This window comes from Streptomyces sp. NPDC059788 (assembly GCF_042732265.1).
Classification (GTDB): domain Bacteria; phylum Actinomycetota; class Actinomycetes; order Streptomycetales; family Streptomycetaceae; genus Streptomyces.
On the sequence record NZ_JBHWHY010000009.1, the window covers coordinates 22,113 to 45,854 of the forward strand.

19 protein-coding genes are annotated in these 23,742 nt (G+C 74.1%); 9 read left to right on the forward strand and 10 right to left on the reverse strand.

Annotation, left to right across the window (positions count from 1 at the left end):
- Positions 1-33: 33 nt before the first annotated feature.
- Positions 34-1,377 carry a hypothetical protein gene (locus tag ACFV57_RS10105; protein WP_385228123.1) on the reverse strand — a complete coding sequence of 448 codons (1,344 nt, stop codon included), beginning with the start codon at positions 1,375-1,377 and terminating at the stop codon, positions 34-36.
- 202 nt (positions 1,378-1,579) lie between these two features.
- On the opposite strand from ACFV57_RS10105, the gene ACFV57_RS10110 reads away from it, so the two are divergent.
- The 3 genes from ACFV57_RS10110 to ACFV57_RS10120 all read left to right on the forward strand — a co-directional run bounded on the left by ACFV57_RS10110 (position 1,580) and on the right by ACFV57_RS10120 (position 7,338).
- Positions 1,580-4,249: a helicase-associated domain-containing protein gene (locus ACFV57_RS10110; RefSeq protein WP_385228125.1), complete on the forward strand. Its 2,670-nt coding sequence runs from the start codon at positions 1,580-1,582 to the stop codon at positions 4,247-4,249.
- A gap of 255 nt (positions 4,250-4,504) precedes the next feature.
- Positions 4,505-5,491, forward strand: coding sequence for a hypothetical protein (locus ACFV57_RS10115; RefSeq protein WP_385228128.1), 987 nt, complete (start codon positions 4,505-4,507; stop codon positions 5,489-5,491).
- 203 nt (positions 5,492-5,694) lie between these two features.
- Entirely contained in the window at positions 5,695-7,338 is a 1,644-nt protein-coding gene (locus tag ACFV57_RS10120) for a DNA repair helicase XPB (protein ID WP_385228131.1), read from the forward strand.
- Between the two features lie 42 nt (positions 7,339-7,380).
- On the opposite strand, the gene ACFV57_RS10125 is transcribed toward ACFV57_RS10120, so the two are convergent.
- Positions 7,381-8,718 carry a glycosyltransferase 87 family protein gene (locus ACFV57_RS10125; protein ID WP_385228134.1) on the reverse strand — a complete coding sequence of 446 codons (1,338 nt, stop codon included), beginning with the start codon at positions 8,716-8,718 and terminating at the stop codon, positions 7,381-7,383.
- 260 nt (positions 8,719-8,978) lie between these two features.
- Complete coding sequence (locus ACFV57_RS10130; protein ID WP_385228137.1) at positions 8,979-9,170, reverse strand: hypothetical protein; 192 nt, start codon at positions 9,168-9,170, stop codon at positions 8,979-8,981.
- Positions 9,171-9,552: 382 nt separating this feature from the next.
- On the opposite strand from ACFV57_RS10130, the gene ACFV57_RS10135 reads away from it, so the two are divergent.
- Entirely contained in the window at positions 9,553-11,661 is a 2,109-nt protein-coding gene (locus ACFV57_RS10135; RefSeq protein ID WP_385228140.1) for a HelD family protein, read from the forward strand.
- A gap of 240 nt (positions 11,662-11,901) precedes the next feature.
- On the opposite strand, the gene ACFV57_RS10140 is transcribed toward ACFV57_RS10135, so the two are convergent.
- Positions 11,902-12,606 carry a copper homeostasis protein CutC gene (locus ACFV57_RS10140; protein WP_385228143.1) on the reverse strand — a complete coding sequence of 235 codons (705 nt, stop codon included), beginning with the start codon at positions 12,604-12,606 and terminating at the stop codon, positions 11,902-11,904.
- 184 nt (positions 12,607-12,790) lie between these two features.
- Between ACFV57_RS10140 and ACFV57_RS10145 the strand changes: the two genes are divergently transcribed.
- Positions 12,791-13,522: a hypothetical protein gene (locus tag ACFV57_RS10145; protein WP_385228146.1), complete on the forward strand. Its 732-nt coding sequence runs from the start codon at positions 12,791-12,793 to the stop codon at positions 13,520-13,522.
- Here the strand turns inward: ACFV57_RS10145 and ACFV57_RS10150 are convergent.
- On the reverse strand, positions 13,509-14,381 hold the full coding sequence (locus ACFV57_RS10150) for a cytochrome c oxidase assembly protein (protein WP_385228149.1): 873 nt from the start codon (positions 14,379-14,381) through the stop codon (positions 13,509-13,511). The genes ACFV57_RS10145 and ACFV57_RS10150 overlap by 14 nt on opposite strands.
- The gene (locus tag ACFV57_RS10155) at positions 14,378-14,857 is read right to left on the reverse strand and encodes a DUF2243 domain-containing protein (protein ID WP_385228152.1); all 480 of its coding nucleotides are present in this window, start codon (positions 14,855-14,857) and stop codon (positions 14,378-14,380) included. Before ACFV57_RS10155 ends, ACFV57_RS10150 begins: the two co-directional genes overlap by 4 nt.
- Before the next feature lie 322 nt (positions 14,858-15,179).
- Between ACFV57_RS10155 and ACFV57_RS10160 the strand changes: the two genes are divergently transcribed.
- Positions 15,180-16,448 carry a Cmx/CmrA family chloramphenicol efflux MFS transporter gene (locus tag ACFV57_RS10160; RefSeq protein ID WP_385228547.1) on the forward strand — a complete coding sequence of 423 codons (1,269 nt, stop codon included), beginning with the start codon at positions 15,180-15,182 and terminating at the stop codon, positions 16,446-16,448.
- A 107-nt stretch (positions 16,449-16,555) separates the two neighbouring features.
- On the opposite strand, the gene ACFV57_RS10165 is transcribed toward ACFV57_RS10160, so the two are convergent.
- Together ACFV57_RS10165 and ACFV57_RS10170 are read right to left on the reverse strand one after the other, a co-directional pair.
- The gene (locus ACFV57_RS10165; RefSeq protein ID WP_385228155.1) at positions 16,556-16,837 is read right to left on the reverse strand and encodes a DUF4031 domain-containing protein; all 282 of its coding nucleotides are present in this window, start codon (positions 16,835-16,837) and stop codon (positions 16,556-16,558) included.
- Between the two features lies 1 nt (position 16,838).
- Complete coding sequence (locus ACFV57_RS10170) at positions 16,839-17,201, reverse strand: hypothetical protein (protein ID WP_385228158.1); 363 nt, start codon at positions 17,199-17,201, stop codon at positions 16,839-16,841.
- Between the two features lie 230 nt (positions 17,202-17,431).
- Here ACFV57_RS10170 and ACFV57_RS10175 point away from each other — a divergent pair, with 230 nt between their 5' ends.
- The 3 genes from ACFV57_RS10175 to ACFV57_RS10185 all read left to right on the forward strand — a co-directional run bounded on the left by ACFV57_RS10175 (position 17,432) and on the right by ACFV57_RS10185 (position 21,095).
- Positions 17,432-18,379 carry a MurR/RpiR family transcriptional regulator gene (locus ACFV57_RS10175; protein ID WP_385228161.1) on the forward strand — a complete coding sequence of 316 codons (948 nt, stop codon included), beginning with the start codon at positions 17,432-17,434 and terminating at the stop codon, positions 18,377-18,379.
- A 76-nt stretch (positions 18,380-18,455) separates the two neighbouring features.
- The gene (gene murQ / locus ACFV57_RS10180; RefSeq protein WP_385228164.1) at positions 18,456-19,415 is read left to right on the forward strand and encodes an N-acetylmuramic acid 6-phosphate etherase; all 960 of its coding nucleotides are present in this window, start codon (positions 18,456-18,458) and stop codon (positions 19,413-19,415) included.
- Positions 19,416-19,505: 90 nt separating this feature from the next.
- A complete protein-coding gene (locus tag ACFV57_RS10185) occupies positions 19,506-21,095 on the forward strand; it encodes a PTS transporter subunit EIIC (RefSeq protein WP_385228167.1) in 1,590 nt (529 codons plus the stop codon).
- A gap of 52 nt (positions 21,096-21,147) precedes the next feature.
- Here ACFV57_RS10185 and ACFV57_RS10190 read toward each other — a convergent pair whose 3' ends face one another.
- The gene (locus ACFV57_RS10190) at positions 21,148-22,635 is read right to left on the reverse strand and encodes an alanine/glycine:cation symporter family protein (RefSeq protein ID WP_385228171.1); all 1,488 of its coding nucleotides are present in this window, start codon (positions 22,633-22,635) and stop codon (positions 21,148-21,150) included.
- A gap of 206 nt (positions 22,636-22,841) precedes the next feature.
- Positions 22,842-23,729: an SDR family NAD(P)-dependent oxidoreductase gene (locus ACFV57_RS10195; RefSeq protein WP_385228174.1), complete on the reverse strand. Its 888-nt coding sequence runs from the start codon at positions 23,727-23,729 to the stop codon at positions 22,842-22,844.
- Positions 23,730-23,742: the final 13 nt, after the last annotated feature.

Sequence of the window (23,742 nt, forward strand, 5' to 3'; positions counted from 1 at the left end):
GCCCCGGCGGGTCCGGCCGGGGCCCGCCCCCGCTCAACGCGGCTGCCGTCGCATCCGCCACACCAGGAACAGCGCGGAGGCCACGGCCGCGACCCGCACCACCACCGGCAGCACCCCCGTCAGCTCGGGCCCCAGCTGTCCCTCCGCGATGGGCTCGCCCCACCGCCCGTCCACCCGGCCCCACAGCCACACCACCAGCCCGCCGACGATCAGCCCCGGCACCCCGAGCGCCGCGAACTTCGCCTCACGGCGGGGCAGCCGCCGGGAGGTGTAGGCGATCACCCAGCCGCCGGCGAGCGCCAGCCAGGACCCCAGCACCGCGCCCGCCACCAGCAGGAGCACGGCCAGCAGCAGGACGGGGCTGAGCGGGGGCCGCGCGGCCTGTACGTACTCCACCGGCTCGGGCTCCTCGGCGTACGGCTCGGGCGCGGCCGACCGCCGACGCCACGCGAGCACGCCCGGCAGTACGCGTGGCAGCATGCCGCGCGGCGCCCCGGCCGCCTCCTCCCCGTGCTCGCCGTCCTCTTCCCCGTCCTCGGCCTCCTCGTCCTCCGCCTCCTCGTCCGCGTCCCGCGCGCCCTTCTCCAGGGACAGCGGGCCGTCCTTGCGCTCGCCCGGAGGGCGCTCGCGGATCTCGGGGATCTCGATGCCACCGATGAAGCCGGGCACCGTCTCGCCGGGTTCGTACGAGGTGAACGGGCCGTGCGGACCGTCCTCCACGCGCCACCAGTCGGGTTCGTGGAGGTCGTCACCGAGGTCTACGGTGCCGTCCCCCAGCTCGTCGAAGCCCGCGAGGTGCGGCGGGGAAGCGGTCGGCGGCGGCTCCGGTTCCTGTCTGCGGGCCGGGCGGCGCCTGCCGTCGCGTGGTGCGGGGACCTTTCCGGCGAGGCCGCGCAGGCCTTCGCCGAGGCCGGACAGGCCCGGGAGGCCGCCGCTCCTGGCCGGGCCGCCGTCCTGGCCGCCGGGACCGCCCGTGGTGCTCGACTCGCCGGGGGCGCCCGTGGTGCTGCCCGTAAAGCTGCTGCTGCCCGTACCGCTACCGGCCGTACCGCTGCCGCCCGTACCGCCCGTGCCCAGGCGGCGGGCGGCGCCGCCCAGCTTGTCGCGCAGGCCCGGCCGTGGCTCCGGCCCGCCCTGGGACCCGGGCGGGGGCGGCGGACCGCTGCCCCCGGCCGCCTTCACCACCGCCTCCGGCGTACCGAGCCGGGACAGCACGCGTCTCACCCCGGGCACCGTGTCCGGCTTCACCGCGTCCACCTGCGCCCGCAGCTCGGCCACCAGGCGCATCCGCGCCCCGGAGGACAGCCCGCGCTGCTGGGCCAGATCACCGACCCGGCTCAGATAGTCAAAGACCAGCTGGTCGCTCTCGATCCCCACGAAATCCCCTGTGGCACAGCCCGGTTCCTCCGGAGACGGTACCCCCGATCGCTCTTCTTACGGAGGCGGCACCGCCGACCGGCCCGGACACCCGCGCGCACCGGCTCCCGAACCGGCCGCACGCCGCCGCCGCGACAGCGGGACGACGGCGGGCGCGGCGCCGCACCCGACAACGTCACACGCCCCCGCTACCGTGTAGCGGATGAGTGAAACACCCCGCACGCTCGCCGAAGAGCTCCGCACCCGCCCCGACAGCGGGCTCGCCGACCTGCTGCGGGCCCGCCCCGATCTCCTCAACCCGGTCCCCGGCGACCTGACCCAGCTCGCCACCCGGGCCGGCACCCGCGCCTCGGTCGTGCGGGCCGTGGAGCGCCTGGACCGCTTCGCGCTGCAGACCGCCGAGGCGCTGGCCGTGGCGCCCGACCCCTGCCCGTACGAGACGCTGCTCGGGCTGATGGCGGGGGACGCGGGCACGGACGGGACTAATGGCGCGGACTGGCCGAACGGAGCCAACGCGCCCAGCGGAACCAACGGGACCCGCACCACAAACGCCACGACCACAAACGCCACGGACGAGAACACCCCCGCCCCCGGCACCACCACCGCCATCACCACCGAACTGCCCCGCGCCCTGCGCACCCTGCGGGACCAGGCGCTGGTCTGGGGCGGCGACGACCGGCTGCGCCTCGTCCGTACGGCCCGCGAACTGCTCGCGCCCGGCCCCGCGCACCCCTCCCCCACCGGCCTCGGGCCGACCGTCGCCGAGGCCTCGTCCGGTATGTCGCCCGGCCGCCTCCAGGAGATCCTGGCCACCGCCGGACTGGCCGCGACCCACGATCCGGTGACCGCCGTCGCCGCCCTGTCCGGGCTGTTCCAGGACCGTACGCGCATGGCGGAGCTGCTCGCCGATGCGCCCGCGGAGGCCCATACCGTCCTGGACCGGCTGGTCTGGGGCCCGCCGTACGGGGCCGTCACCGACCGGCCCGCCGCGCACCTGCAATGGCTGCTCGACCGCGGGCTGCTGCTGCCCGCCGGGCCGCGCAACGTCGTCCTCCCCCGCGAGGCCGCGCTGCACCTGCGCGCCGGGCGCGCGCACCGCGTGCCCGAGCCGCTGCCGCCCGCCCTCGCGCCCACCACCGAGCGTGATCCACAGCTTGTGGACAGCGCCGCGGCCGGCCAGGCGTTCACCGCGCTGGCCACCGTCGAGGAACTGCTCAAGGAGTGGGACCTCGGCGGACCGGGCGTGCTGCGCGCCGGCGGCCTGTCGGTCCGCGACCTCAAGCGGACCGCCGCCGCCCTGGACTGCACCGAGCAGCTCGCCGCGTTCTGGCTCGAACTCGCCTACGCGGCCGGTCTGCTGGCATCCGACGGCGAAGCGGACGAGCGGTACGCCCCCACCCCCGCCGCCGAGGACTGGCGCCGGCTCCCCACCGAGGAGCGCTGGACGCGGCTGGCCACGGCCTGGCTGGCGGCCACCCGTACGGCCGGACTGGTCGGCTCCCCCGACCCGAAGGGCCGCACGCTGTCCGCGCTCGGCCCGAACCTCGACCGGTCCGCCGCACCCGAGGTACGCCACCGGACGCTCGCCCTCCTCGCGTCCCTGGCCCCCGGCACGTCCGTACCGGCACAGGCCGTACTGGACCGGCTGCGCTGGGAACACCCGCTGCGCGGCGCGTCCCGCACAGCGCCCGACGCCGCCGCCAACAGCGGCGCCAAGGCCCCCGCCCGCCGCCCGGACCCTGCCACCACGGCCGACGCCAACGCCGCCCGCAACGCGGCCACAGCCGCCTCCGCCACCGACGACCTCCGCTCCCGCATCGCCCGCTGGACGCTCGCCGAAGCCGAACTCCTCGGCATCACCGGCCGCGGCGCCCTCGCCACCCACACCCGCGCGCTCCTGGAAGCCGCCCCCGGGGCCGATCCCGCCCAGCGCGCCGCCGCCCTCCTGAGCCCCCTCCTCCCCGAGCCCCTCGACCACGTCCTCCTCCAGGCCGACCTGACCGCCGTCGCCCCCGGCCCCCTGGAGCGCCCCCTCGCCGACGCGCTCGGCGTCCTCGCCGACATCGAGTCCAAGGGCGGCGCCACGGTCTACCGCTTCACCCCCGCTTCCGTACGCCGCGCCCTGGACGCCGGCCGGTCCGCCGCCGAACTGCAGTCCTTCCTCGCCACCCACTCCCGCACCCCGGTGCCGCAGCCGCTCGCCTACCTCATCGACGACGTGGCCCGGCGCCACGGCCGGCTCCGCGTCGGCGCGGCCTCCGCGTACGTACGCTGCGACGACGACGCACTCCTCACCGAGATCCTCGCCGACCGCCGGGCCGTCGGCCTGCGCCTGCGCCGCCTCGCCCCGACCGTGCTGGCCTCGGCCGCCCCGCCCGACCAGCTCCTGGAGGGCCTGCGCGCGATGGGCTACGCCCCGGCCGCCGAATCCGCCGAGGGCGACGTCCTCATCGCCCGCCCCGACGCCTACCGCACCCCGCCGCGCAGCGCGCCCACCCCGGTCCCGGAGGGCCCGCCCGAGCCCGACACCACCCTCCTCGAAGCGGCGGTCCGCGCCATCCGCGCCGGCGACCTGGCCGCCACCGCCGAACGCAAGCCGGCCAACGCCCCCACCGCCCCGGCCCCCGGCGGCCTCCCCCGCACCACCTCCGCCGAGACCCTCGCCACCATGCAGGCCGCCGTCCTGACCAACGCCACCCTGTGGATCGGCTACGTCAACGCCGACGGCGCCGCCAGCCAGCGCGTCATCGCCCCCGTCCGCGTCGAGGGCGGCTTCGTCACCGCCTACGACCACACCGCCGACGAGGTCCGCACCTTCCCCCTCCACCGCATCACGGGCGTGGCGGAACTGGCGGACGAGACGGCTTCTTGAGGGGAGCTGCGACGCCGTGCGGGCCGCCGCCCGCCCCGAGGACGGGTGAGCCGACGGCGCGCACCGAGTACTACGACGATTCCACGGCCCCCGAGCCCAACAGCCTGGTGCTCGCGATCGCGGCCACGAGCCGTCGGGCAGGCCGTAAATGCGCTGTCGCTGCCCTAATTACCGACATACGATGATCATCTCTCAAGGGGCCGCACAGCCATTCGGTGCCTGTCCCCGTACGTCGACACCAGGTGGTCACCTCACGTGAAGTCTCATCGAATCGCGGTTGCCGTCGCCGCTGCCGCGATAGCCCCGGCTCTGCTCCTTTCGGCTCCGGCCGTGGCGGCCGGGAAGCCGGCGGCCGGTTCGCAGTCGGCCGTCACCACGGAGTCCGGGCGCGCCGCCGTGTCCGCCAAGGTGCCCGGGAACGTCACCGCGGGTGTCTGGACGGAGCTGCAGCTCACCGTCGACAACCGCGCGGGCAGGACCATGGAGGACTTTTACGCGGTTGTCGAAACCTTCGTGTCGGCAAGCGACTTCAAGGCCGGCGACTCCGAGCTCGAATACCGGGCCCAGAACGGTTCCTGGCAGCAGCCCTTCACGTTCGGCGGCAACTCGCACTCGATCGAATGGGGCCGGGTGGAGAAGGGCGCCGTCTTCACCATCGACGTGCGCATACGGTACGCGTCGCATGTCGCCGGCCACGGCATCATCAACGCGATGGTGGGTTCGCACTCCCACACCGGGTGGGGCGGCAGCACCTCCCTGAGCTTCGACGTCCGGCCCGCCGACGGGGTCCAGGTTCCCCCGGACAAGGCGACGGACCACAGCGCCCGAGTGGCGTTCACGGGTCTGCCCCCCGAGTCCGAAATCCGGGCGGGCAGCGGCTGGCGGCAGTTCCAGCTCGTCCTGGACAACCGCCGGGGCGAGGCGGACATCGCGAACTTCAAGCTCCTCATGAGCGTGGGTCTCGCAGGCAGGGCGCAGCCCGGCCAGGCCCAGATCGAGTACCGCACCTCCCCCGATGCCCCGTGGCAGCCGTGGAAGGTCACCCGCAACCGGCCGATCGACACCCTCGGCTCCCTGAACCCGACGAAGCTCGCCAAGGGTGAGCTGCGGACCATGGACGTCCGGCTGCGGATCGCCTCCGGCGCGCCCACGGGCAGGGCCGTGGTGATCGTATGGGGCGGCCCCGAGAAGAATCCCCAGGCCCGGACGACGTCGCGCACGCTCGACGTCACCGCCGGCTGAGCGAAATCCCCGGGCACAAGCGCCTCTCCCTTCGGGGAGGGGCGCTTTCGCCGTGCGGGCGGCCGCGTGCCTCCATACGTATCCGGCACCGCCCCGGTCCTCGCCGCCGATGCGGCACACTGGACGTTTGGCCGTACGGGCGGCCGGGTGCCGCGGTCGGGCTGGAAGACGGCCGGGTGCAGGTGACGCGAAAGGCGAGGCGCGTGAACGGACCTCTCATCGTCCAGAGCGACAAGACGCTGCTGCTGGAAGTCGACCACGAGCAGGCGGAGGCGTGCCGGCGGGCCATCGCGCCGTTCGCGGAGCTGGAGCGGGCGCCGGAGCACATCCACACGTACCGGGTGACGCCGCTCGGGCTGTGGAACGCGCGGGCCGCCGGGCACGAGGCCGAGCAGGTCGTGGACGCGCTCGTCGCGTTCTCGCGCTATCCCGTGCCGCACGCGCTGCTGGTGGACATCGCCGAGACCATGTCGCGGTACGGGCGGCTGACGCTGACCAAGCACCCGGCGCACGGGCTGGTGCTGACCACCACCGACCGGCCGGTGCTGGAGGAGATCCTGCGGTCGAAGAAGGTACAGCCGCTGGTGGGGGCCCGGCTGGACCCGGACACCGTCGTGGTGCACCCTTCCGAGCGCGGGCAGATCAAGCAGACGCTGCTCAAGCTGGGCTGGCCGGCCGAGGACCTGGCCGGGTACGTGGACGGCGAGGCCCACGCGATCGACCTGGACGAGAGCGGCTGGTCGCTGCGGCCGTACCAGCAGCAGGCCGTGGAGGGGTTCTGGCACGGCGGGTCGGGTGTCGTCGTACTGCCCTGTGGCGCGGGAAAGACGCTGGTGGGGGCCGGTGCGATGGCGCAGGCCAAGGCGACCACGCTGATCCTGGTCACCAACACCGTCTCGGCGCGGCAGTGGAAGCACGAGCTGGTGAAGCGGACCTCGCTGACCGAGGACGAGATCGGCGAGTACAGCGGTACGAAGAAGGAGATCCGGCCGGTCACCATCGCGACGTACCAGGTGCTGACGACCAAGCGGAAGGGCGTCTACCCGCACCTGGAGCTGTTCGACTCGCGGGACTGGGGGCTGATCGTCTACGACGAGGTGCATCTGCTGCCCGCCCCCGTCTTCAAGTTCACCGCCGACCTGCAGGCCCGGCGGCGGCTGGGGCTGACCGCGACGCTCGTGCGCGAGGACGGGCGCGAGTCGGACGTCTTCTCGCTGATCGGGCCGAAGCGCTTCGACGCGCCGTGGAAGGAGATCGAGGCGCAGGGGTACATCGCGCCGGCGGACTGCGTCGAGGTACGGGTCAATCTGACCGAGTCGGAGCGGCTGGCGTACGCGACGGCGGAGACCGAGGAGAAGTACCGGTACTGCGCGACGACGGCCAGCAAGCAGAGCGTGACCGAGGCGCTGGTACGGCGGCACAAGGGTGAGCAGACCCTGGTCATCGGGCAGTACATCGACCAGCTCGACGAGCTGGGCGAGCACCTGGACGCCCCGGTGATCAAGGGCGAGACGAGCAACGCGCAGCGCGAGAAGCTCTTCGACGCGTTCCGGGAGGGCGAGATCTCCGTGCTGGTCGTCTCCAAGGTCGCGAACTTCTCGATCGACCTGCCGGAGGCGACGGTGGCGATCCAGGTGTCGGGCACGTTCGGGTCCCGGCAGGAGGAGGCGCAGCGGCTGGGGCGGGTGCTGCGGCCCAAGGCGGACGGGCACGAGGCGCGCTTCTACTCGGTCGTCGCGCGCGACACCGTCGACCAGGACTTCGCGGCGCACCGGCAGCGCTTCCTGGCGGAGCAGGGGTACGCGTACCGGATCGTGGACGCCACGGAGCTGCTGGCAGAGGGGTGAGAGGGCCGGACCGGGCGCGGTGGGCGCCCGGTCGGGCCGGCGTCAGCGTTCGGGGATGCGGGTGCTCAGTTCGCGGGCCGGGCGGGCAGCGCGGGGCAGCGGGAAGGGGCGGCGGGCCAGGGCCGACAGCGGGGCGGCCGGGGGCCGGCGGCTCCACCAGGCCACCGCCGCCAGCAACGCCAGTCCCAGGACCGGGTAGGGGGCGGCCAGCGGCTGCTGCCACCAGGAGAACTTCAGGTCGAGGTCGCCCTGGTGCGGGAGTATCCACATCGTGCGGGCCGTGAAGGCGAGCGCCACGGCCGCGAGCAGGACGCGGCGCCACCGTACGCCGCGGACGTGCGCCCCGAGGGTGACCAGCAGTGGCACGCACCACACCCAGTGGTGGGACCAGCTGATCGGCGAGACGAGCAGGGCCGTGACGGCGGTGCACAGCACGCCCCAGGAGTCCAGGCCGCGCCGCAGGTACACCCGGCGGGCGATGAGGAGCCCGGCCATGCCGGTCAGCAGTGCCGCGCCCACCCACAGCAGGCCCGGTTCCGCGGTGTGCACGGTGCGGGCCAGGAAGCCCTGCAGGGACTGGTTGTCGACGATCCACGCCTTGCCGACCCGGCCCGTCTCGAACATCCGCTTCGTCCAGAACTCCACGCTCGCGTCCGGCAGCACCAGCAGCCCGAGCAGGACGGAGACCGCGAACCCGGCCAGGGCGGTGCAGGCGGCGCGCACCCGGCCGGTGATCAGCAGGTAGACGGCGAAGACCGCGGGGGTGAGCTTGATTCCGGTGGCGATGCCGACCGCGAAGCCCTTGAGGCGGGCGCCGTCCGGGCGGGCCAGGTCCCACAGGACGAGGCAGGTCAGGGCGATGTTGATCTGCCCGAAGACCAGGGTCTGGAAGACCGGTTCGCACCAGATGGCGAGCGCGGTGGCGGCGAGCACGACGGGCAGCGTCCGCGCGCTCCGCAGCCGGGACGCGCCCGCGGGGTGGCCGGTGCCGGTGGTGTAGGCGGCCTTGTACGAGAGGTGCAGCAGGACCGGGATCAGGGCCACGTTGACGACGACGGAGGCGACCTTGAGAGCGCCGAGCGGGAGCCAGGTCGTCGGGATGAACAGCAGGGCGGCGAAGGGCGGGTACGTCGCGGGGAGGTTCCACTCGGTGACGGTGAAGCCGTACAGGTCACCGCCGGTCGCCGCGGCCTCGCCCTCGGCACGGTAGACGGCTATGTCGGACATGGACAGTTCCACCAGCCGGAATACGGCGGCCAGTGCGGCCAGGGACACCACGAGCAGTACTGCCGCGGCGATCGTCTTCCTGCCCGGGCGGGTGAGATGCCGCGTCCACGGCCGTCTGTGCGGTAGCGACCGCGTCCCTTCGGCGGCAGACACTTGTTGGCCCCTCCTCGTCGTCGCCGAACGCTGCACGCTGTCTGCGGCGACGCTAGTCGATCGAGACCGACTGCTTGTAATGGTTTCCGGTCATCCGGAGCTGATCTGTGCCGGTCTGGGCCGGAAATCAGGGTCGGAGAGGGGTGGGGGAGAGGCGCGGAGAGGGGTGGAGGCTGGGGCGGGTGGTGGTCCGGGATGGAGGACTGAGGTGGAGGGCTGGGTGGAGGTTCGGGACGGGTGTCGGACTCGGGGCGGAGGGCTCAGTCCTCCGCGTACTCCCCGAGGAGGACGACGCTGACCGCGGCGGCGGCGAAGACCTTGACCGCGCGGAAGACGTTGCCCACGATGTGGCGCTGCTCGTGGGTGCGCGGTGCGCGGGCGGCGTCCTGGCCGAGGGCGGTGGCGCCGTGGGTCGGGTGCAGAGGGCCTGGGGTGATGGTTGCGCTGCTCATGACTCCATGATGGTTTTCGCGGGGTCGCCGCACATCGGCCCACGGGCCCATCCCTGATCGGCCTTTGGTCAGCCCCTGGTCCGATGCCGTCCCCTACGGGAGATGGACGGGCCGGGCCGAAGGTGTAGGGGTCGCCGCGACGATCGTCGCGGCGCGCACGGCGGCAACCCCACGTCGTCGCAGGTCCGTCCGCCGTGGAAATCCGTTGGCGCCCCCGATACCTGCTGGCTACAATCGCCGGTCTGCCCGCCTCCCTCTGCGGAGTGCCACCGGCCGCACGGAAACCGGCCGGCTTCTCGCTGCACGCATCTGAACGCATCTGAAGACGCCTACGAGTACGCCGTCACGTACGTACGTAGCCGGATCCGCCGGAGGCAACACCGTGCCCTCGCACGCCCACGACCAGGCCCAAGGCCCGGCCCATGACCGCGCCCACGACCAGCCCGACCCCCTGGAGCGCGAACGCGCCCACCTCGCCGGCTCCCGGGCGGCGCTGCGCGCCATGCGCCGGGACGCCGAGGCGCTCAACATCGCGGACGTCACCGCGAACTGGGTCAACGCCGAAGTCCTCCAGGGCGAGGTGGACGCCCGCATCAAGGCGCTCGCCGACCTGGCCCACACCCCGCTCTTCTTCGGGCGGCTGGACTACCTGCACGCGCCGGGCGTGGACGCCGCGGAGGGCGCGGAGGGGGAGAACTTCTACATCGGCCGCCGGCACGTCCACGACGCCGACGGCGACCCCATGGTCATCGACTGGCGCGCGCCGGTCTCGCAGCCGTTCTACCGGGCCTCCAAGAAGGACCCGATGGACCTCGGGCTGCGCCGCCGCTTCGGCTACACGGCCGGGCAGCTGACCGCGTACGAGGACGAGCACCTGACCGACCCGGCGGAGGCCGAGCAGCACAGCAAGCTGCTCCAGTCCGAGATCGAACGGCCGCGGGTGGGCCCGATGCGCGACATCGTGGCGACGATCCAGCCGGAACAGGACGAGATCGTGCGTGCCGGGATCGGCGGCACGGTGTGCGTCCAGGGGGCGCCGGGCACCGGCAAGACCGCGGTGGGCCTGCACCGGGTCGCGTATCTGCTGTACGCGCACCGCGAGCGCCTCGCCCGTTCCGGCACGCTCGTCATCGGCCCGAACCGCTCTTTCCTGCACTACATCGAGCAGGTGCTGCCCGCGCTGGGCGAGTTGGAGGTCAAGCAGGCCACGGTCGACGACCTGGTGGCGCACGTCGAGGTGCGGGGCGCGGACGACGCCGCGGCGGCGACGGTCAAGGGCGACGCGCGGCTGGCGGAGGTGCTGCGGCGGGCGGTGCGTTCGCATGTGCGGATGCCGTCCGAGGCGTGCGTGGTGGTGCGCGGTTCGCGGCGCTGGCGGGTCCCGGCGTACGAGATCGAGGAGATCGTCGAGGAGTTGCTGCGCCGCGACATCCGTTACGGGGCGGCCCGGGAGGCCCTGCCGCAGCGGATCGCGCACGCCGTGCTCGTACGGATGGAGCAGGCGGGCGAGGCGCCGGACGACCGGGTGCAGGACGCGGTGGCGCGCAACGCGGCCGTCAAGGCGGTGGTCAAGGAGGTGTGGCCGCCGGTCGACCCGGCCAAGCTGGTGCTGCGGCTGCTGGGCGACGCGGAGTTCCTGGCCGAGCAGGCGGCGGGTGTCCTGACGCCGGAGGAGCAGAAGACGATCCTGTGGGCGAAGCCGGCCCGCAGCGTGAAGAGCGCGAAGTGGTCGGCGGCGGACGCGGTGCTGATCGACGAGGCGGCGGACCTGGTCTCCCGTACGCACTCGCTGGGCCATGTGGTGCTCGACGAGGCGCAGGACCTGTCGCCGATGCAGTACCGGGCGGTGGGCCGGCGCTGTACGACCGGTTCGGCGACGATCCTGGGCGACATCGCGCAGGGCACCACGCCGTGGTCCACCGACACGTGGGAGGAGGCGCTGGTGCACCTGGGCAAGCCGGGCGCGCAGATCGAGGAGCTGACGCTGGGCTTCCGGGTGCCGCGCGAGGTGATCGCGTACGCCTCGCGGCTGCTGCCCGCGATCGCCCCGGATCTGACCGAGGCCACCTCCATCCGTGAGTCCGCGGGCGACTTCGCGATCCGGCCGGTCGCGGCGGCGGAGCTGGACGACGCGGTGATCGCCGCCTGTCACGAGGCGCTGGCCAAGGAAGGATCGATCGGCCTGATCGCCGCCGAGGCCCGGCTGCCCGCGCTGCGCGCGGCCCTGGAGGCGGCGGGCCTGGCCGTCCTGGCGCCCGGCGAGGAGACCTCGGCGGATGCCCGGCTGACGCTGGTCCCGGCCACGCTCGCCAAGGGCCTCGAATACGACTACGTGGTGCTCGACGAGCCCGCCGCGATCGTCGGCGGCGAACCGGACGAGCGCACCGGCCTGCGCCGGCTGTACGTCTGCCTGACCCGCCCGGTCTCCGGACTCACGGTGGTGCACGCGGCGGGCCTGCCGGAGCGGCTGCTCGGGGCGGCGGTGGGGTGAGCCCTGGGGGCCGGGGGCGCCCAGGGGGTGACGCTGGGCAGGTGCCGGACGGGAGCCGGACGGGAGCCGGACGGGCGGCCGGACGGGCGGCCGGACGGGCGGCCGGCAGCGTGCCCGTCCGGCGGTCGATCTGAGTGCGGCGCGCCCGTCCGGCCGTCACCGGCCCGGCCCGGTGACGGCCGGCGGACCCGCGCGCCACAGGCCCTCACCGGACCGGCCCGACCCGGCCTCTGCTCCGCTCTAGACCGGTACGCCTTCCAGCGCCCCCCGCCACGCCGCCACGGCCTCCGCGTCCACCGGCGCCGCCCAGCCGGACGGGCGCGCCGCGCCGCCGATGTGGAAGGCGTCCACTCCGGCCGCCAGCAGCTCCGGCAGGTGTGCGAGCACCAGCCCGCCGCCGACCAGGAGCCGCGGCTCGTAGCCGGGCTCGCCGTCCGCCGTACGGGCGCGCTCGGCCAGCAGCGTCGGCAGGCCGTCCTCGACGCCCGCGGGCGAGCCCGCCGTCAGGTACGTGTCCAGGCCGGGCAGCCCGGCCAGTTCCCTGCGCAGCGCGGCGCGGTCGGCGGCGCGGTCGATGGCCCGGTGGAACGTCCACCGGCAGCCGTCGACCGCCGCGGCCAGTGCCCGTACGGCGGCCAGGTCCGGCCTGCCGGCCGCGTCGAGGAAGCCGAAGACGAACTCCTCCGCCCCCTCGGCCCGCAGCGCCGTGGCCGACGCGCACAGCGCGTCCACCTCGCCCGCGGCGAAGCCGTCCGCGGCCCGCAGCATCACCCGCACCGGGATGTCGACGGCCGCCCGGACCGCCGCGACGGTCCGCGGCGACGGGGTGAGCCCGTCGGCGGCCATGTCGCTGACGAGTTCGAGGCGGTCCGCCCCGCCGGCCTGGGCGGCCACCGCGTCGGCGGCGTCGAGCGCGATCACCTCCAGGAGTGCGCGCTTGGTCATGGGTCCCCATTCCTTCGACGAGACGACTGAGCAGGACGAGACGGGATGCCGACGCGGACAGCGAGAGGACGACAGGTCTAGTCCAATGTCCCAGGGTACGGGCCGACCCGCCCCCGGGGGCCACAACGCCCCGGTACTCGACCGGAAACCCCCTCTTGACCTCCACACGGGCACAATGGCCCGTATGGCTCGCACGACACCACCGTCCGGTACGGCACACGCCCACTTCGGTGGCGGCGCCGACCCGTTCCCGGACCTGCACCACCGCTGGGCCACCGCCGTCGCAGGCGCCCGGGGCGGCAGCGGGCCCGCCGACCCCGACCCGGCCCCGTACGCGGACAACCTGCTCGCCCGCTGGGCCGAGCCGCAGCGGCGCTACCACACCACCGGCCACCTCATCGCCGTACTGGACCGCGTCGACGAGCTGGCCGTGCACGCGACCGACCTGGACGCCGGCGTCCCCGTGGACTGGGACGCCGTCCGCCTGGCCGCCTGGTTCCACGACGCCGTCTACCGCCCCGAGCGCTCCGAGAACGAGGAGCGCAGCGCCTCCCTCGCCGAGCGCGCGCTGCCCGAGCTGGGCATCGACGGCGCCTGTACGGCCGAGGTCGCCCGCCTCGTACGGCTCACCGCGAGCCACGACCCGGGCCCCGACGACCACAACGGCGCGGCCCTGTGCGACGCGGACCTGGCGGTTCTGGCGGGGGCGCCCGAGCAGTACGCGGCCTACGCCGCCGCCGTCCGCGAGGAGTACGGGTTCGTGCCGGACCGGGATTTCCGCGACGGGCGCGCCGGTGTGCTGCGCCGGCTCCTGGGCATGGAGAGCGTGTTCCGGACCCTGTACGGGAAGCAGCAGTGGGAGCGGGTGGCCCGCCGCAATCTGAGCACCGAACTGGAGCTGCTCACCACCGAGTAGGGACGGGCGCGCGGCCGGGCCGCTGTCGCGACTGTGCGCGCCGCGCGCGCCGCGGGCGGGGCTGTTCGCACCGCAGGCGGGGTTGTACGCGCCGCGCGCGCCGCAGGGCACGGCCCTCGGCCCGGTACCACTGGTACGCCACGACGGCCGCCAGTGCCAGTTCGACGGCATCGCCGCCGTAGTACATGACCTGCGAGGCCAGGTGCAGGTCGGCCGTACCGAAGGACGTGCCGGGCGGGCCCGTCGCGTACAGGGACTTGGCGAGGACGGCGTGCGCGGCTCCCGCGGCCAGCAGCACGCCGGCCCGCAGGCCGGGGCCGGGGCGGTGCCGTACGGGGTCCAGAGCGAGCAGGCCGAAGGAGAACAGGGCGCCCGCGAGCAGGATGTGGACGTGCACGGCCGTGTTCAGCCAGGGGCTGTGGTGGGCGACGGACAGCAGCGGGGTGCGGTACAGCAGCCACAGCCCGCCGAAGTCGAGCAGGGCCGCCACCGGCGGCAGAGCCCAGACCGCCGCCCAGCGCGCGCGGGCCAGGGACACGAGGCGGCGCCTTACGGGTACGGGCGCGGTGCGCAGGACCAGCGTCAGCGGACGGCCGAGCACCAGGAGCAGCGGGGCCGCCATGCCCACACACAGGTGCGTGAGCATGTGGGCGGTGAACGGCGGCGCGGCGCCCCACGGCTCGGCGACGCCCGCCACCAGCACCGCGCCGCCCGCGCAGAACAGCGCGTCGCGCCCGTACGGCCAGGCGTCCCCGCGGGCGCGCAGCCGGGCCGCGGCGGCCAGGTAGGCGAGGCAGCCGAGGACGGTGGCGGTGGTGACGGCCGCGGTGAAGGGCGGGGGCAGGGCGGTCGCCGTCATCGGCTGCGGGAGACGGTGGGCGGCGCGGTGCGCGACGTGGCGCGTGATGGTGCGCGCCCGGCGCGGACCAGCAGGAGCGCGCCGGCCAGCAGGAGCAGCACGGCGATCCCGCCCCACGTCCAGTCGTACGGCGCCAGGTCCACGCCGTAACGGATCTGGTGGATGCCCAGGACCTTGTGCTGGAACGTGCCGTCATAGAGCTGGAACCCGCCCAGTCCCAGGCACAGCCCGCCCCACCACGCCCGGGGCACCAGGGTCCCGCGGCGGCGCACGTCCGCGTACAGGACCAGGCCCGCCACCATCGCGAGCCAGCTGCCCGCGTGGAACAGTCCGTCGGAGACCAGGCCGACGTCCGTGGTGGACTTGTCGTAGAAGTGGTGCCAGTGCAGCAGCTGGTGGAAGACCGTCTCGTCGACGAAGGCGGCCGTGCCGATCCCCGTCAGTACGCCGCTGACCACCGTCCTCGCACGCGTCATACGGACCTCCTCATACGGGCCTCCGCCCTCCTCATACGGGCTTCCGCGCCTTCGCGGGCCGGGCGCAGCCGCCGAGGTACCCCGGGCCCACGGGGCAAAACGCCGCGGGGGCGCGACCCGGCCAGCCGTACGGAAGCGATCGAAACCGCTCTTGAATCGATCCGGCACCGGTCCGGGACCGCCCGGAACGGGTCCGGAACCGCCCGGTACCGTTCCGGGATCGACACCGCGGCCGGGAATGTCAGGCGCGTCGGCACTGTTCGTGCGTGACATGCCTGACCATCCCGCTCCCGCCGCCACCCCCGCTCCCGCCCGCACCCGCATGCCCCTGGCCGTCTACGTCCTCGGGCTCTCCGTCTTCGCCCTCGGCACCAGCGAATTCATGCTGTCGGGCATCCTCCAGCCCCTGGCCCGGGACATGGGGGTGTCCATCCCCCAGGCCGGTCTCCTGGTCTCCGCCTTCGCGATCGGCATGGTGGTCGGCGCCCCGGTGCTCGCCGGGGCCACCCTGCAACTGCCGCGCCGCACCACGCTGATCGCGCTGCTCGCCGTCTTCGGCCTCGGGCAGGTGGCGGGCGCGTTGGCGCCGTCGTACGGCGTGCTGTTCGTCTCGCGCGTGGTCAGCGCGCTCGCCTGCGCCGGCTTCTGGGCGGTCGGCGCGGCCGTCGCGGTGTCGCTGGTGCCGGTCACGGCCCGCGCCCGCGCGATGGCCGTGATGGTCGGCGGGCTGAGCATCGCCAACATCGCGGGCGTCCCGGCCGGCGCGCTGCTCGGGCAGCACGCGGGCTGGCGGTCGGCCTTCTGGGCCGTGGCGGTCCTCTCGGCGGTCGGCCTGATCGGCGTGATCGCGCTGGTGCCGCGCACCGCCGTGCCGACCGGTGACGAGCGGCCGGTGCTCCGCCGCGAACTGAGCATCTACCGGGACAAGCAGGTCTGGCTGGCACTGATCGGCACCGCGCTGAACGGCGCGGCGGTCTTCGCGCTGTTCTCCTACCTGGGGCCGCTGCTGACCGACACCGCGGGCCTGTCCGAGGGCAGCGTGCCGACCGTACTGGCGCTGTTCGGCGTCGGCGCGCTGATCGGTACGTTCGTCGGCGGACGGATAGCGGACGCGCACCCGTTCGGGACGATCATCGGGGGCATCAGCGCCTCGGCCACCGTGCTCGCGCTGCTGGCCCTGACCGCGCACCAGCCCATCGCCGCCGTCACACTCTCGCTGCTGCTCGGCGTCACCGCGTTCGCCACCGCGCCGGCGCTGAACGCCCGGATGTTCAACGTGGCGACCGCCGCGCCGACGCTGGCCGGCGCGACCACCACGTCCGCCTTCAACCTGGGCAACACGATCGGGCCGTGGCTGGGCGGGCTCGTCATCGGCGCGGGCTGGGGCTACCCGGCCGTCGCGTGGACGGCCGCGCTGCTCGCGGTGCTGGGCGTCGGCACCACGGTCGTCGCCCTGCGGCTGCACCGTACGCGGAGCGCCTCCCGCCTCGTCGCCTCCTCGGCCGACGCGGCGCGCACGCCGACGGATGCGGCGCGAACGGCCGAGTCGGCCGAATCGGCCGAATCGGCCGAGGCCGCGCAGCGGGGCTGAAGCCGAGGGCGGGCAGGCCGGAGGCCCTGGCAGGGGCGGTAAGACCGGGCCCGCCCCCTGGCGGGGCCGGTAGGCCGGGGCCCCGCCCCCCTGGCGGGCCCCCGGGCCTACCGGCCCACCGCCCCGCCCTGTCCGCTCTTCGGCCGCCGCAGGCCCGCTTCGCGCAGCAGGCGCACCAGCTCCTTGCTGCCGATCTCCACCGCGCCCGCGCGCACCGCGTCGGCGTGGCGCTCGGCCGGTATGTCGTAGTGATCGCCGTCGAACGCCCGCTGCGGGCAGCCGATGCGCTCGGCGAAGGCGTGCAGCTCCGCGAACGAGGTGTCGCTGACGAGGTGGGACCACATCCGGCCGTGTCCGGGCCAGGTGGGCGGGTCGATGAAGAGCGCCACGTCAGCTCCCCTTCATGACGCCCAGCGAGCCGACCCGCGCCACCGAGACCGCCGTCTTGGGGCAGACCCAGTGCGGGTCGGGCCCCAACTCGGGCTCGACGTCGAGTGCGTGCGGATCGCCGCCGTGCATGCACACGGGGCACAGCGGCCAGCGGCCGTAGCGCTCCAGCAGCGCGTCCTGGACGTCCTGCGCTATCAGCCCGGACACGAACTCGACGCCCTCGGGCCACTGCTCGACCCACCATCGCCGATGCGCCACGGAGTCCTCGACGAGCGAGACGATCTCCGCGTCGGCGACTTCGCCCGCCACCAGATCCGCGAGGACCAGGGCGCGGGCCGCGTGCAGTGCCTGTTCGAGCTCCATGTCCCCCATTCTCTCCCGCACCACTGACAACCGCCCCGGCTGACCGCGACGGCGGCCCCGGCCAGGCACTCCCGGCCCGTCCGGCCACCCGGCCCCGGGCGCCCGCCCCCCCGGCTCCGGCCCGGCGTACGGTCCTCCGCCGACCACCCGTTCTGCCACCCCCGCGACCGTCTGTCCACAGCCGCTCAGGGGGTATTGACGCGGACCGGCGGTGAAATTATTTTTCAGCTGTGAGCCCTGAGCTGAAGGAAACTTTCAAGGACTCCGGCGCCGCCGTCCGGGCCGCCCCGAGCCCGCCCGCCCCCGCGGCCCTGGCCGCCAAGGTGCGGACGCTGGCGCCCTCCATGACCCGGTCCATGCAGCGGGTCGCGGAGGCGGTCGCGGGCGACCCGGCCGGCTGCGCCGCGCTCACCGTCACCGGCCTCGCCGCGCGTACGGGCACGAGCGAGGCCACCGTCGTGCGCACCTCGCGCCTGCTCGGCTACCCGGGCTACCGCGACCTGCGCCTCGCGCTGGCCGCCCTCGCCGCCCAGCAGGCCACCGGCAGCGCCCCCGCCGTCACCGCCGACATAGCCGTCGACGACACGCTCCCCGACGTGGTCGCCAAGCTCGCCCAGGAGGAGCAGCAGTGCCTGGCCGACACCGCGGCCGGGCTGGACGTGACGCAGCTGGAGGCCGCGGTCGGCGCGCTGGCCGCCGCCCGGCGCATCGACGTGTACGGGATAGGCGCCTCCAACCTCGTGGGCCAGGACCTGGTCCAGAAGCTGCTGCGGATCGGCCTGATCGCGCACGCCCACTCCGACCCGCACCTCGCGGTGACCAACGCGGTCCAGATGCGCGCCGGCGACGTGGCCCTCGCGATCACCCATTCGGGGCGCACGACCGACGTCATAGAGCCCCTGCGGGTGGCCTTCGACCACGGCGCGACGACCATCGCGATCACCGGCCGCCCGGACGGCGACATCGCCTCGTACGCCGACCACATCCTGACCACGTCCACCGCCCGCGAGAGCGAGCTGCGCCCCGCCGCGATGTCCTCCCGCACGAGCCAGCTGCTCGTCGTGGACTGCCTGTTCGTCGGCGTCGCACAGCGTACGTACGAGACCGCGGCGCCCGCCCTGTCCGCCTCCTACGAAGCCCTCGCCCACCGCCACTCGCCCCGCGCCCCCACCCGCTGATCCCACTGCCGCCCACGTCCGCCGTCTCCGCTCCCCCGTACAGAGCCGTACGAGCCCGGAAAGAGCCGCCACCACCATGACCTCCCCCGCCGAGTACGCGCAGCTGCGCGCCCAACTGGACTCGCTCACCACCGAAGCCTTCCGGCCCGAACTCGCCGAGATCGACCGGCTGTCCACCCTGGAAATCGCCCGCACGATGAACGGCGAGGACACCACCGTCCCCGCCGCCGTCGCCGACCGGCTGCCCGAGATCGCCGCCGCCATCGACGCCACCGCCGAGCGGATGGCCCGCGGCGGCCGCCTGGTCTACGCGGGCGCGGGGACCGCCGGCCGCCTCGGCGTGCTGGACGCGAGCGAGTGCCCGCCCACCTTCAACACCGACCCGTCCGAGGTCGTGGGCCTGATCGCGGGCGGCCCCGCCGCCATGGTCACCGCCGTCGAGGGCGCCGAGGACAGCAAGGAGCTGGCCGCCGCCGACCTGGACGCGCTGGGCCTGACCGCCGACGACACAGTGGTCGGCGTCTCCGCCTCCGGCCGCACCCCGTACGCGATCGGCGCCGTCGAACACGCCCGCGCGGCCCATGGCGCGCTGACCGTCGGCCTGTCGTGCAACGCGGGCTCCGCGCTGGCCGCGGCCGCCGAGCACGGCATCGAGGTCGTCGTCGGCCCCGAACTCCTCACGGGCTCCACGCGCCTGAAGGCCGGTACGGCACAGAAGCTGGTCCTCAACATGCTCTCGACCATCACCATGATCCGGCTGGGCAAGACCTACGGGAACCTGATGGTGGACGTCCGCGCCTCCAACGAGAAGCTGCGGGCCCGCTCGCGCCGCATCGTGGCGCTGGCCACCGGCGCCGGGGACACGGAGATCGAGGCCGCCCTCGCCGCCACGGACGGCGAGGTCAAGAACGCGATCCTCGTCGTGCTCGCCGGGGTCGACGGCCCGGCGGCGGCCCGCCTGCTGGCCGACGCCCGCGGCCACCTCAGGGCCGCGCTGCACACCGCCCTGCACACCGCGCCACCGCCCAACAGCTGACACACCCGGGCCGCAGGCCGCACCGCCGCCACCCCGGCGCGCCTTTCCCCGCACTCCAGCCGTCCCGGCACGCACAGCAAGGCACCACACATGTCCGATGAGAAGAACCGCGCCACCGCCGCCGCGCTCCTCCCCCTGGTCGGCGGCGCCGCCAACGTCACGTCCGTCACGCACTGCATGACCCGGCTGCGCCTCGGCGTCCGGGACCGCTCACTGGTCCAGGACGACGCGCTGAAGGCGCTGCCCGCCGTGCTGGGCGTGGTGGAGGACGACACGTACCAGATCGTGCTCGGTCCCGGCACGGTCGCCCGGGTCACGCCGGAGTTCGCGTCCCTGGTCGAGGCCGCAAACGCCGAGGCCGGGAGCACCGAGGCCGCCACGGCTGAGCCCGACGTCTCCCCGGCCCCGGCCGCCTCCCCCGCTCCCGCTCCCGCATCCCCCACCGCCGACGAACTGGCCACCCAGGGCGCCGCCCTCAAGGCCCGTCAGAAAGCCAGGAACGCCACCCCGGTCAAGCTCTTCCTCCGCCGGATCGCGAACATCTTCGTCCCGCTGATCCCCGCTCTCATCGGCTGCGGCATCATCGCCGGCCTGAACGGCCTGCTGACCAACTTCGGCGTGCTGCCCGCCCTCGTCCCGGCGCTGGCCGCCATCGCCTCCGGCTTCATGTCCCTGATCGCGGTCTTCGTCGGCGTCAACACCGCGAAGGAGTTCGGCGGCACGCCCGTCCTCGGCGGCGCGGTCGCGGCGATCATCGTGTACGCGGGCGTCGCCAAGGTGACCGCCTTCGGCCAGCAGCTCTCGCCGGGCCAGGGCGGCGTCCTGGGGGCGCTGGGCGCGGCGCTGCTCGCCGTGCGGATCGAGAAGTGGTGCCGCCGGCGCGTCCCCGAGGCGATCGACGTGCTGGTCACCCCCACCGTGACCGTGCTGCTCTCCGGCCTGGTCACGCTCTTCGGGCTGATGTTCGTGGCCGGTGAGGTCTCCACCGCCATCGGCACCTGCGCGAACTGGCTGCTCGCGCACGGCGGCGCGGCGGCCGGGTTCCTGCTCGGCGGCCTCTTCCTGCCGCTCGTCATGCTGGGCCTGCACCAGGCCCTGATCCCCATCCACACCACGCTCATCGAACAGCAGGGCTACACGGTCCTGCTGCCCATCCTCGCGATGGCCGGCGCCGGCCAGGTGGGCGCCGCCCTGGCGGTCTACGTCCGGCTGCCGGGCAACCGCTCGATCCGTACGACCATCAAGTCCGCGCTGCCCGCAGGCTTCCTCGGGGTCGGCGAACCGCTCATCTACGGCGTCTCGCTGCCGCTGGGCCGCCCGTTCGTCACCGCCTGCGTCGGCGGCGCGTTCGGCGGCGGCTTCGTGGGCCTGTTCAACCAGCTCGGTACGGCGGCCGGCTCCACCGCCATCGGCCCGTCCGGCTGGGCCCTGTTCCCCCTGCTCAAGGGCAACCAGCCCCTCGGCGCCACCCTCGTCGTCTACGCGCTGGGCCTGCTCATCGGCTACGCGGCCGGCTTCTTGGCCACGTACTTCTTCGGCTTCGGCAAGCAGGCCCTGGCGGATCTGAACGCCGCCACGGCCCCGGACACCGCCCCCGCCGCCGACGCCCCGGCGGCCGGGACCACCGGCGGCGCCGGAACCGCCAGCGGGCAGGCGTCCGGCCGGGCCCTGATCAGCTGAGGCAGAACGGCAGGAAGTGGCCGAGAAGCGCGCCCTGCCCCGGGCCCCGCTGCTAGGCCGGCGTCGCCACGGACGCGGCCCGCGGGCCCGTCTCCTCACTGCTGTCTCTGCCCTCGCCCTCGTCCGGCCAGCACTCCACCCCCGTCAGATCCGGCATCCGCGACCTGGTGAACACCGGGTCGAGGCCCGACCGGCGCTGGGCGGTGTAGTCGTCGAGGAGGCGGAAGGCGATGGCCGACAGGGGGATGATGGCCAGCAGGTTGACCAGGGCCATGAAGCCCATGAAGACGTCGGCGAGGTTCCAGACGACGCCGACCGAGCCCAGCGCGCCCAGGAAGACGACCGCGAGGACGACGGCGCGGTAGACGGGCAGGACCCAGGTGCGCCGGGTCATGAAGCCGATGTTGGACTCGCCGTAGTAGTAGTTCCCGATCATGGAGCTGAAGGCGAGCATGAAGACGACGACCGTCAGCACATGACCGGCCCAGCCGCCGAGCGTGTCGGTCAGCGCGGTCTGGGTGAGGTCGGCGCCCTGGCGTCCGCCCAGGTCCGGGGTGGTCGTCAGGATGATGAAGGCGGTCATCGTGCAGATCAGCAGGGTGTCGAAGAAGACGCCGAGGGACTGTACGAGGCCCTGCTTGACCGGGTGGGTGACCTCCGCCGCGGCACCCGCGTTGGGCGCGGAGCCCAGACCCGCCTCGTTGGAGAACATGCCGCGCCGTACGCCCTGCTGGATCGCCGCGCCGATCCCGCCGGCCGCCAGCTCCTTGAAGCCGAACGCGCCGCCGACGATGTCGCCGAGGACCCGCGGCAGGTCGCCGAGGTTGAGGAGGACGACGGCGGCGCCCAGCAGCAGGTAGACGACGGCCATGACCGGTACGAGGACGGTCGTGACCGAGGTGATCCGGCGCACCCCGCCGCAGATCGCGACGCCGAGCAGTACGGCCAGCAGCAGGCCGACCGCCGGGGCGAACCACGAGGACCCGCTGCCGGAGACGGACCCGGAGGCGACCGCCGTGATCGTGTTGGACTGCACGGCGTTGAAGACGAAACCGAAGGTCACGGTGATGGCGACCGCGAACAGGACGCCGGGCCAGCGCTTACCGAGCCCGCGCTGCATGTAGTAGGCGGGGCCACCCCGGTACGTACCCGAGCCGTCGTCGTTGCGGACCTTGTAGAGCTGGGCCAGCGCCGACTCCACGAACGCCGAGGCTCCGCCGACGAGCGCCATCACCCACATCCAGAACACCGCGCCCGCGCCGCCCAGGGTGATGGCGGTGGCGACACCGGCGATGTTGCCCGTACCGACCCGCGCCGCCGCGGAGAGGGTGAAGGCGCCGAAGGACGAGACCGGCTTGGAGCCGTCCGCCCTGGGCTGCGACCGGTCCCCGAGCACACGCAGCATCTCGGGGAAGAGCCGCAGCTGTACGGCCCTGGAGCGGACCGTGAAATACAGCCCCGCGCAGACCACCAGCGGTATCAGCAGGTAGGTCCAGAGACCGTCGTTGAGGCCGACGATCAGGGAGTCGAGCGTGCTCATGGGCGTCCTTAAGGGGCGTCCGGGGTGCGGGGCAGGCCGTATCGGAAGATCACATTCCACTACGGCTCCGGAAAGTATGACCGCCACCGCCATACCCGGACTACCACCCTCTTACATGCTGAATCTCACAGAAAGCGACATAACGACAGGCCGGCGCGACGGCACACAGGACACGCCGGTACACCGGTACGCCGCCGCACCGCTCCTCACATCTCGCAGCCCTGCATCCCGCCGTCGACCACCAGGTCCTGCCCGTTGACGTACGACGCCTCACCGGAGGCGAGGAAGGCCACCGCGTCGGCGATCTCCTCGGGGCGCGCGAACCGGCCCAGGGCCGTCCGGGCGCGCAGCTGCTCCGCCTGCGCCGGGTCGATGTCCGAGCCGGCGAACATCGGCGTCTCGACGTAGCCGGGGCTGACGGAATTGACGCGGACGCGGCGCCCGGCGAGCGCCGCCGCGAGCGTACGGGCGAGGTTGTGCGCGGCGGCCTTGGTCGCGGAGTGCAAGGTGGCGTCCGCCTGGCCGCGCTGCATGAGCGACGAGGCGTTGATGACGACGGCGCCGCCGTCCCGCAGCAGCGGCAGCGCGCGCTGGACGGTGAAGAAGACGCCCTTGAAGTTGACGCCGACCGCGCGGTCGAAGTCGGCCTCGGTGATCTCCTCGAAGGGAGCCGCGGCATACAGGCCCGCGTTGGCGAAGACGATGTCGAGGTGCCCGAAGCGGTCGCGTACGGCCCGGAGGGCGGCGTCCAGGTCGGCGACGGAGGCGGTGTCGGCCCGCACACCCAGCACCCGGTCCGCGGCGGCGCCCGCCGGGCCCGTACCGCCCCCGCCGGACGCCCCGCCACCCGGCACCACCGCTCCGCCCGTCCCCGTCTCGCCGCCCGCCACCGCCTCGTGCGCCTGCTCCCTCAGGTGCGCCACGGCGGCGTCGAGACGGTGCTCGTCGCGTCCGCACACCACCACCCGGGCGCCGTCCGCGAGCAGCCGCCGCGCGGCTGCCAGGCCCACGCCGCTGGTGCCGCCGGTGATCAGGGCGACGGTGTCCGCGGCGAACCGGTCCGGTCGGGGGGTCTGCCCGTTTCGAGTCGTCATGGGGCGATCGTGC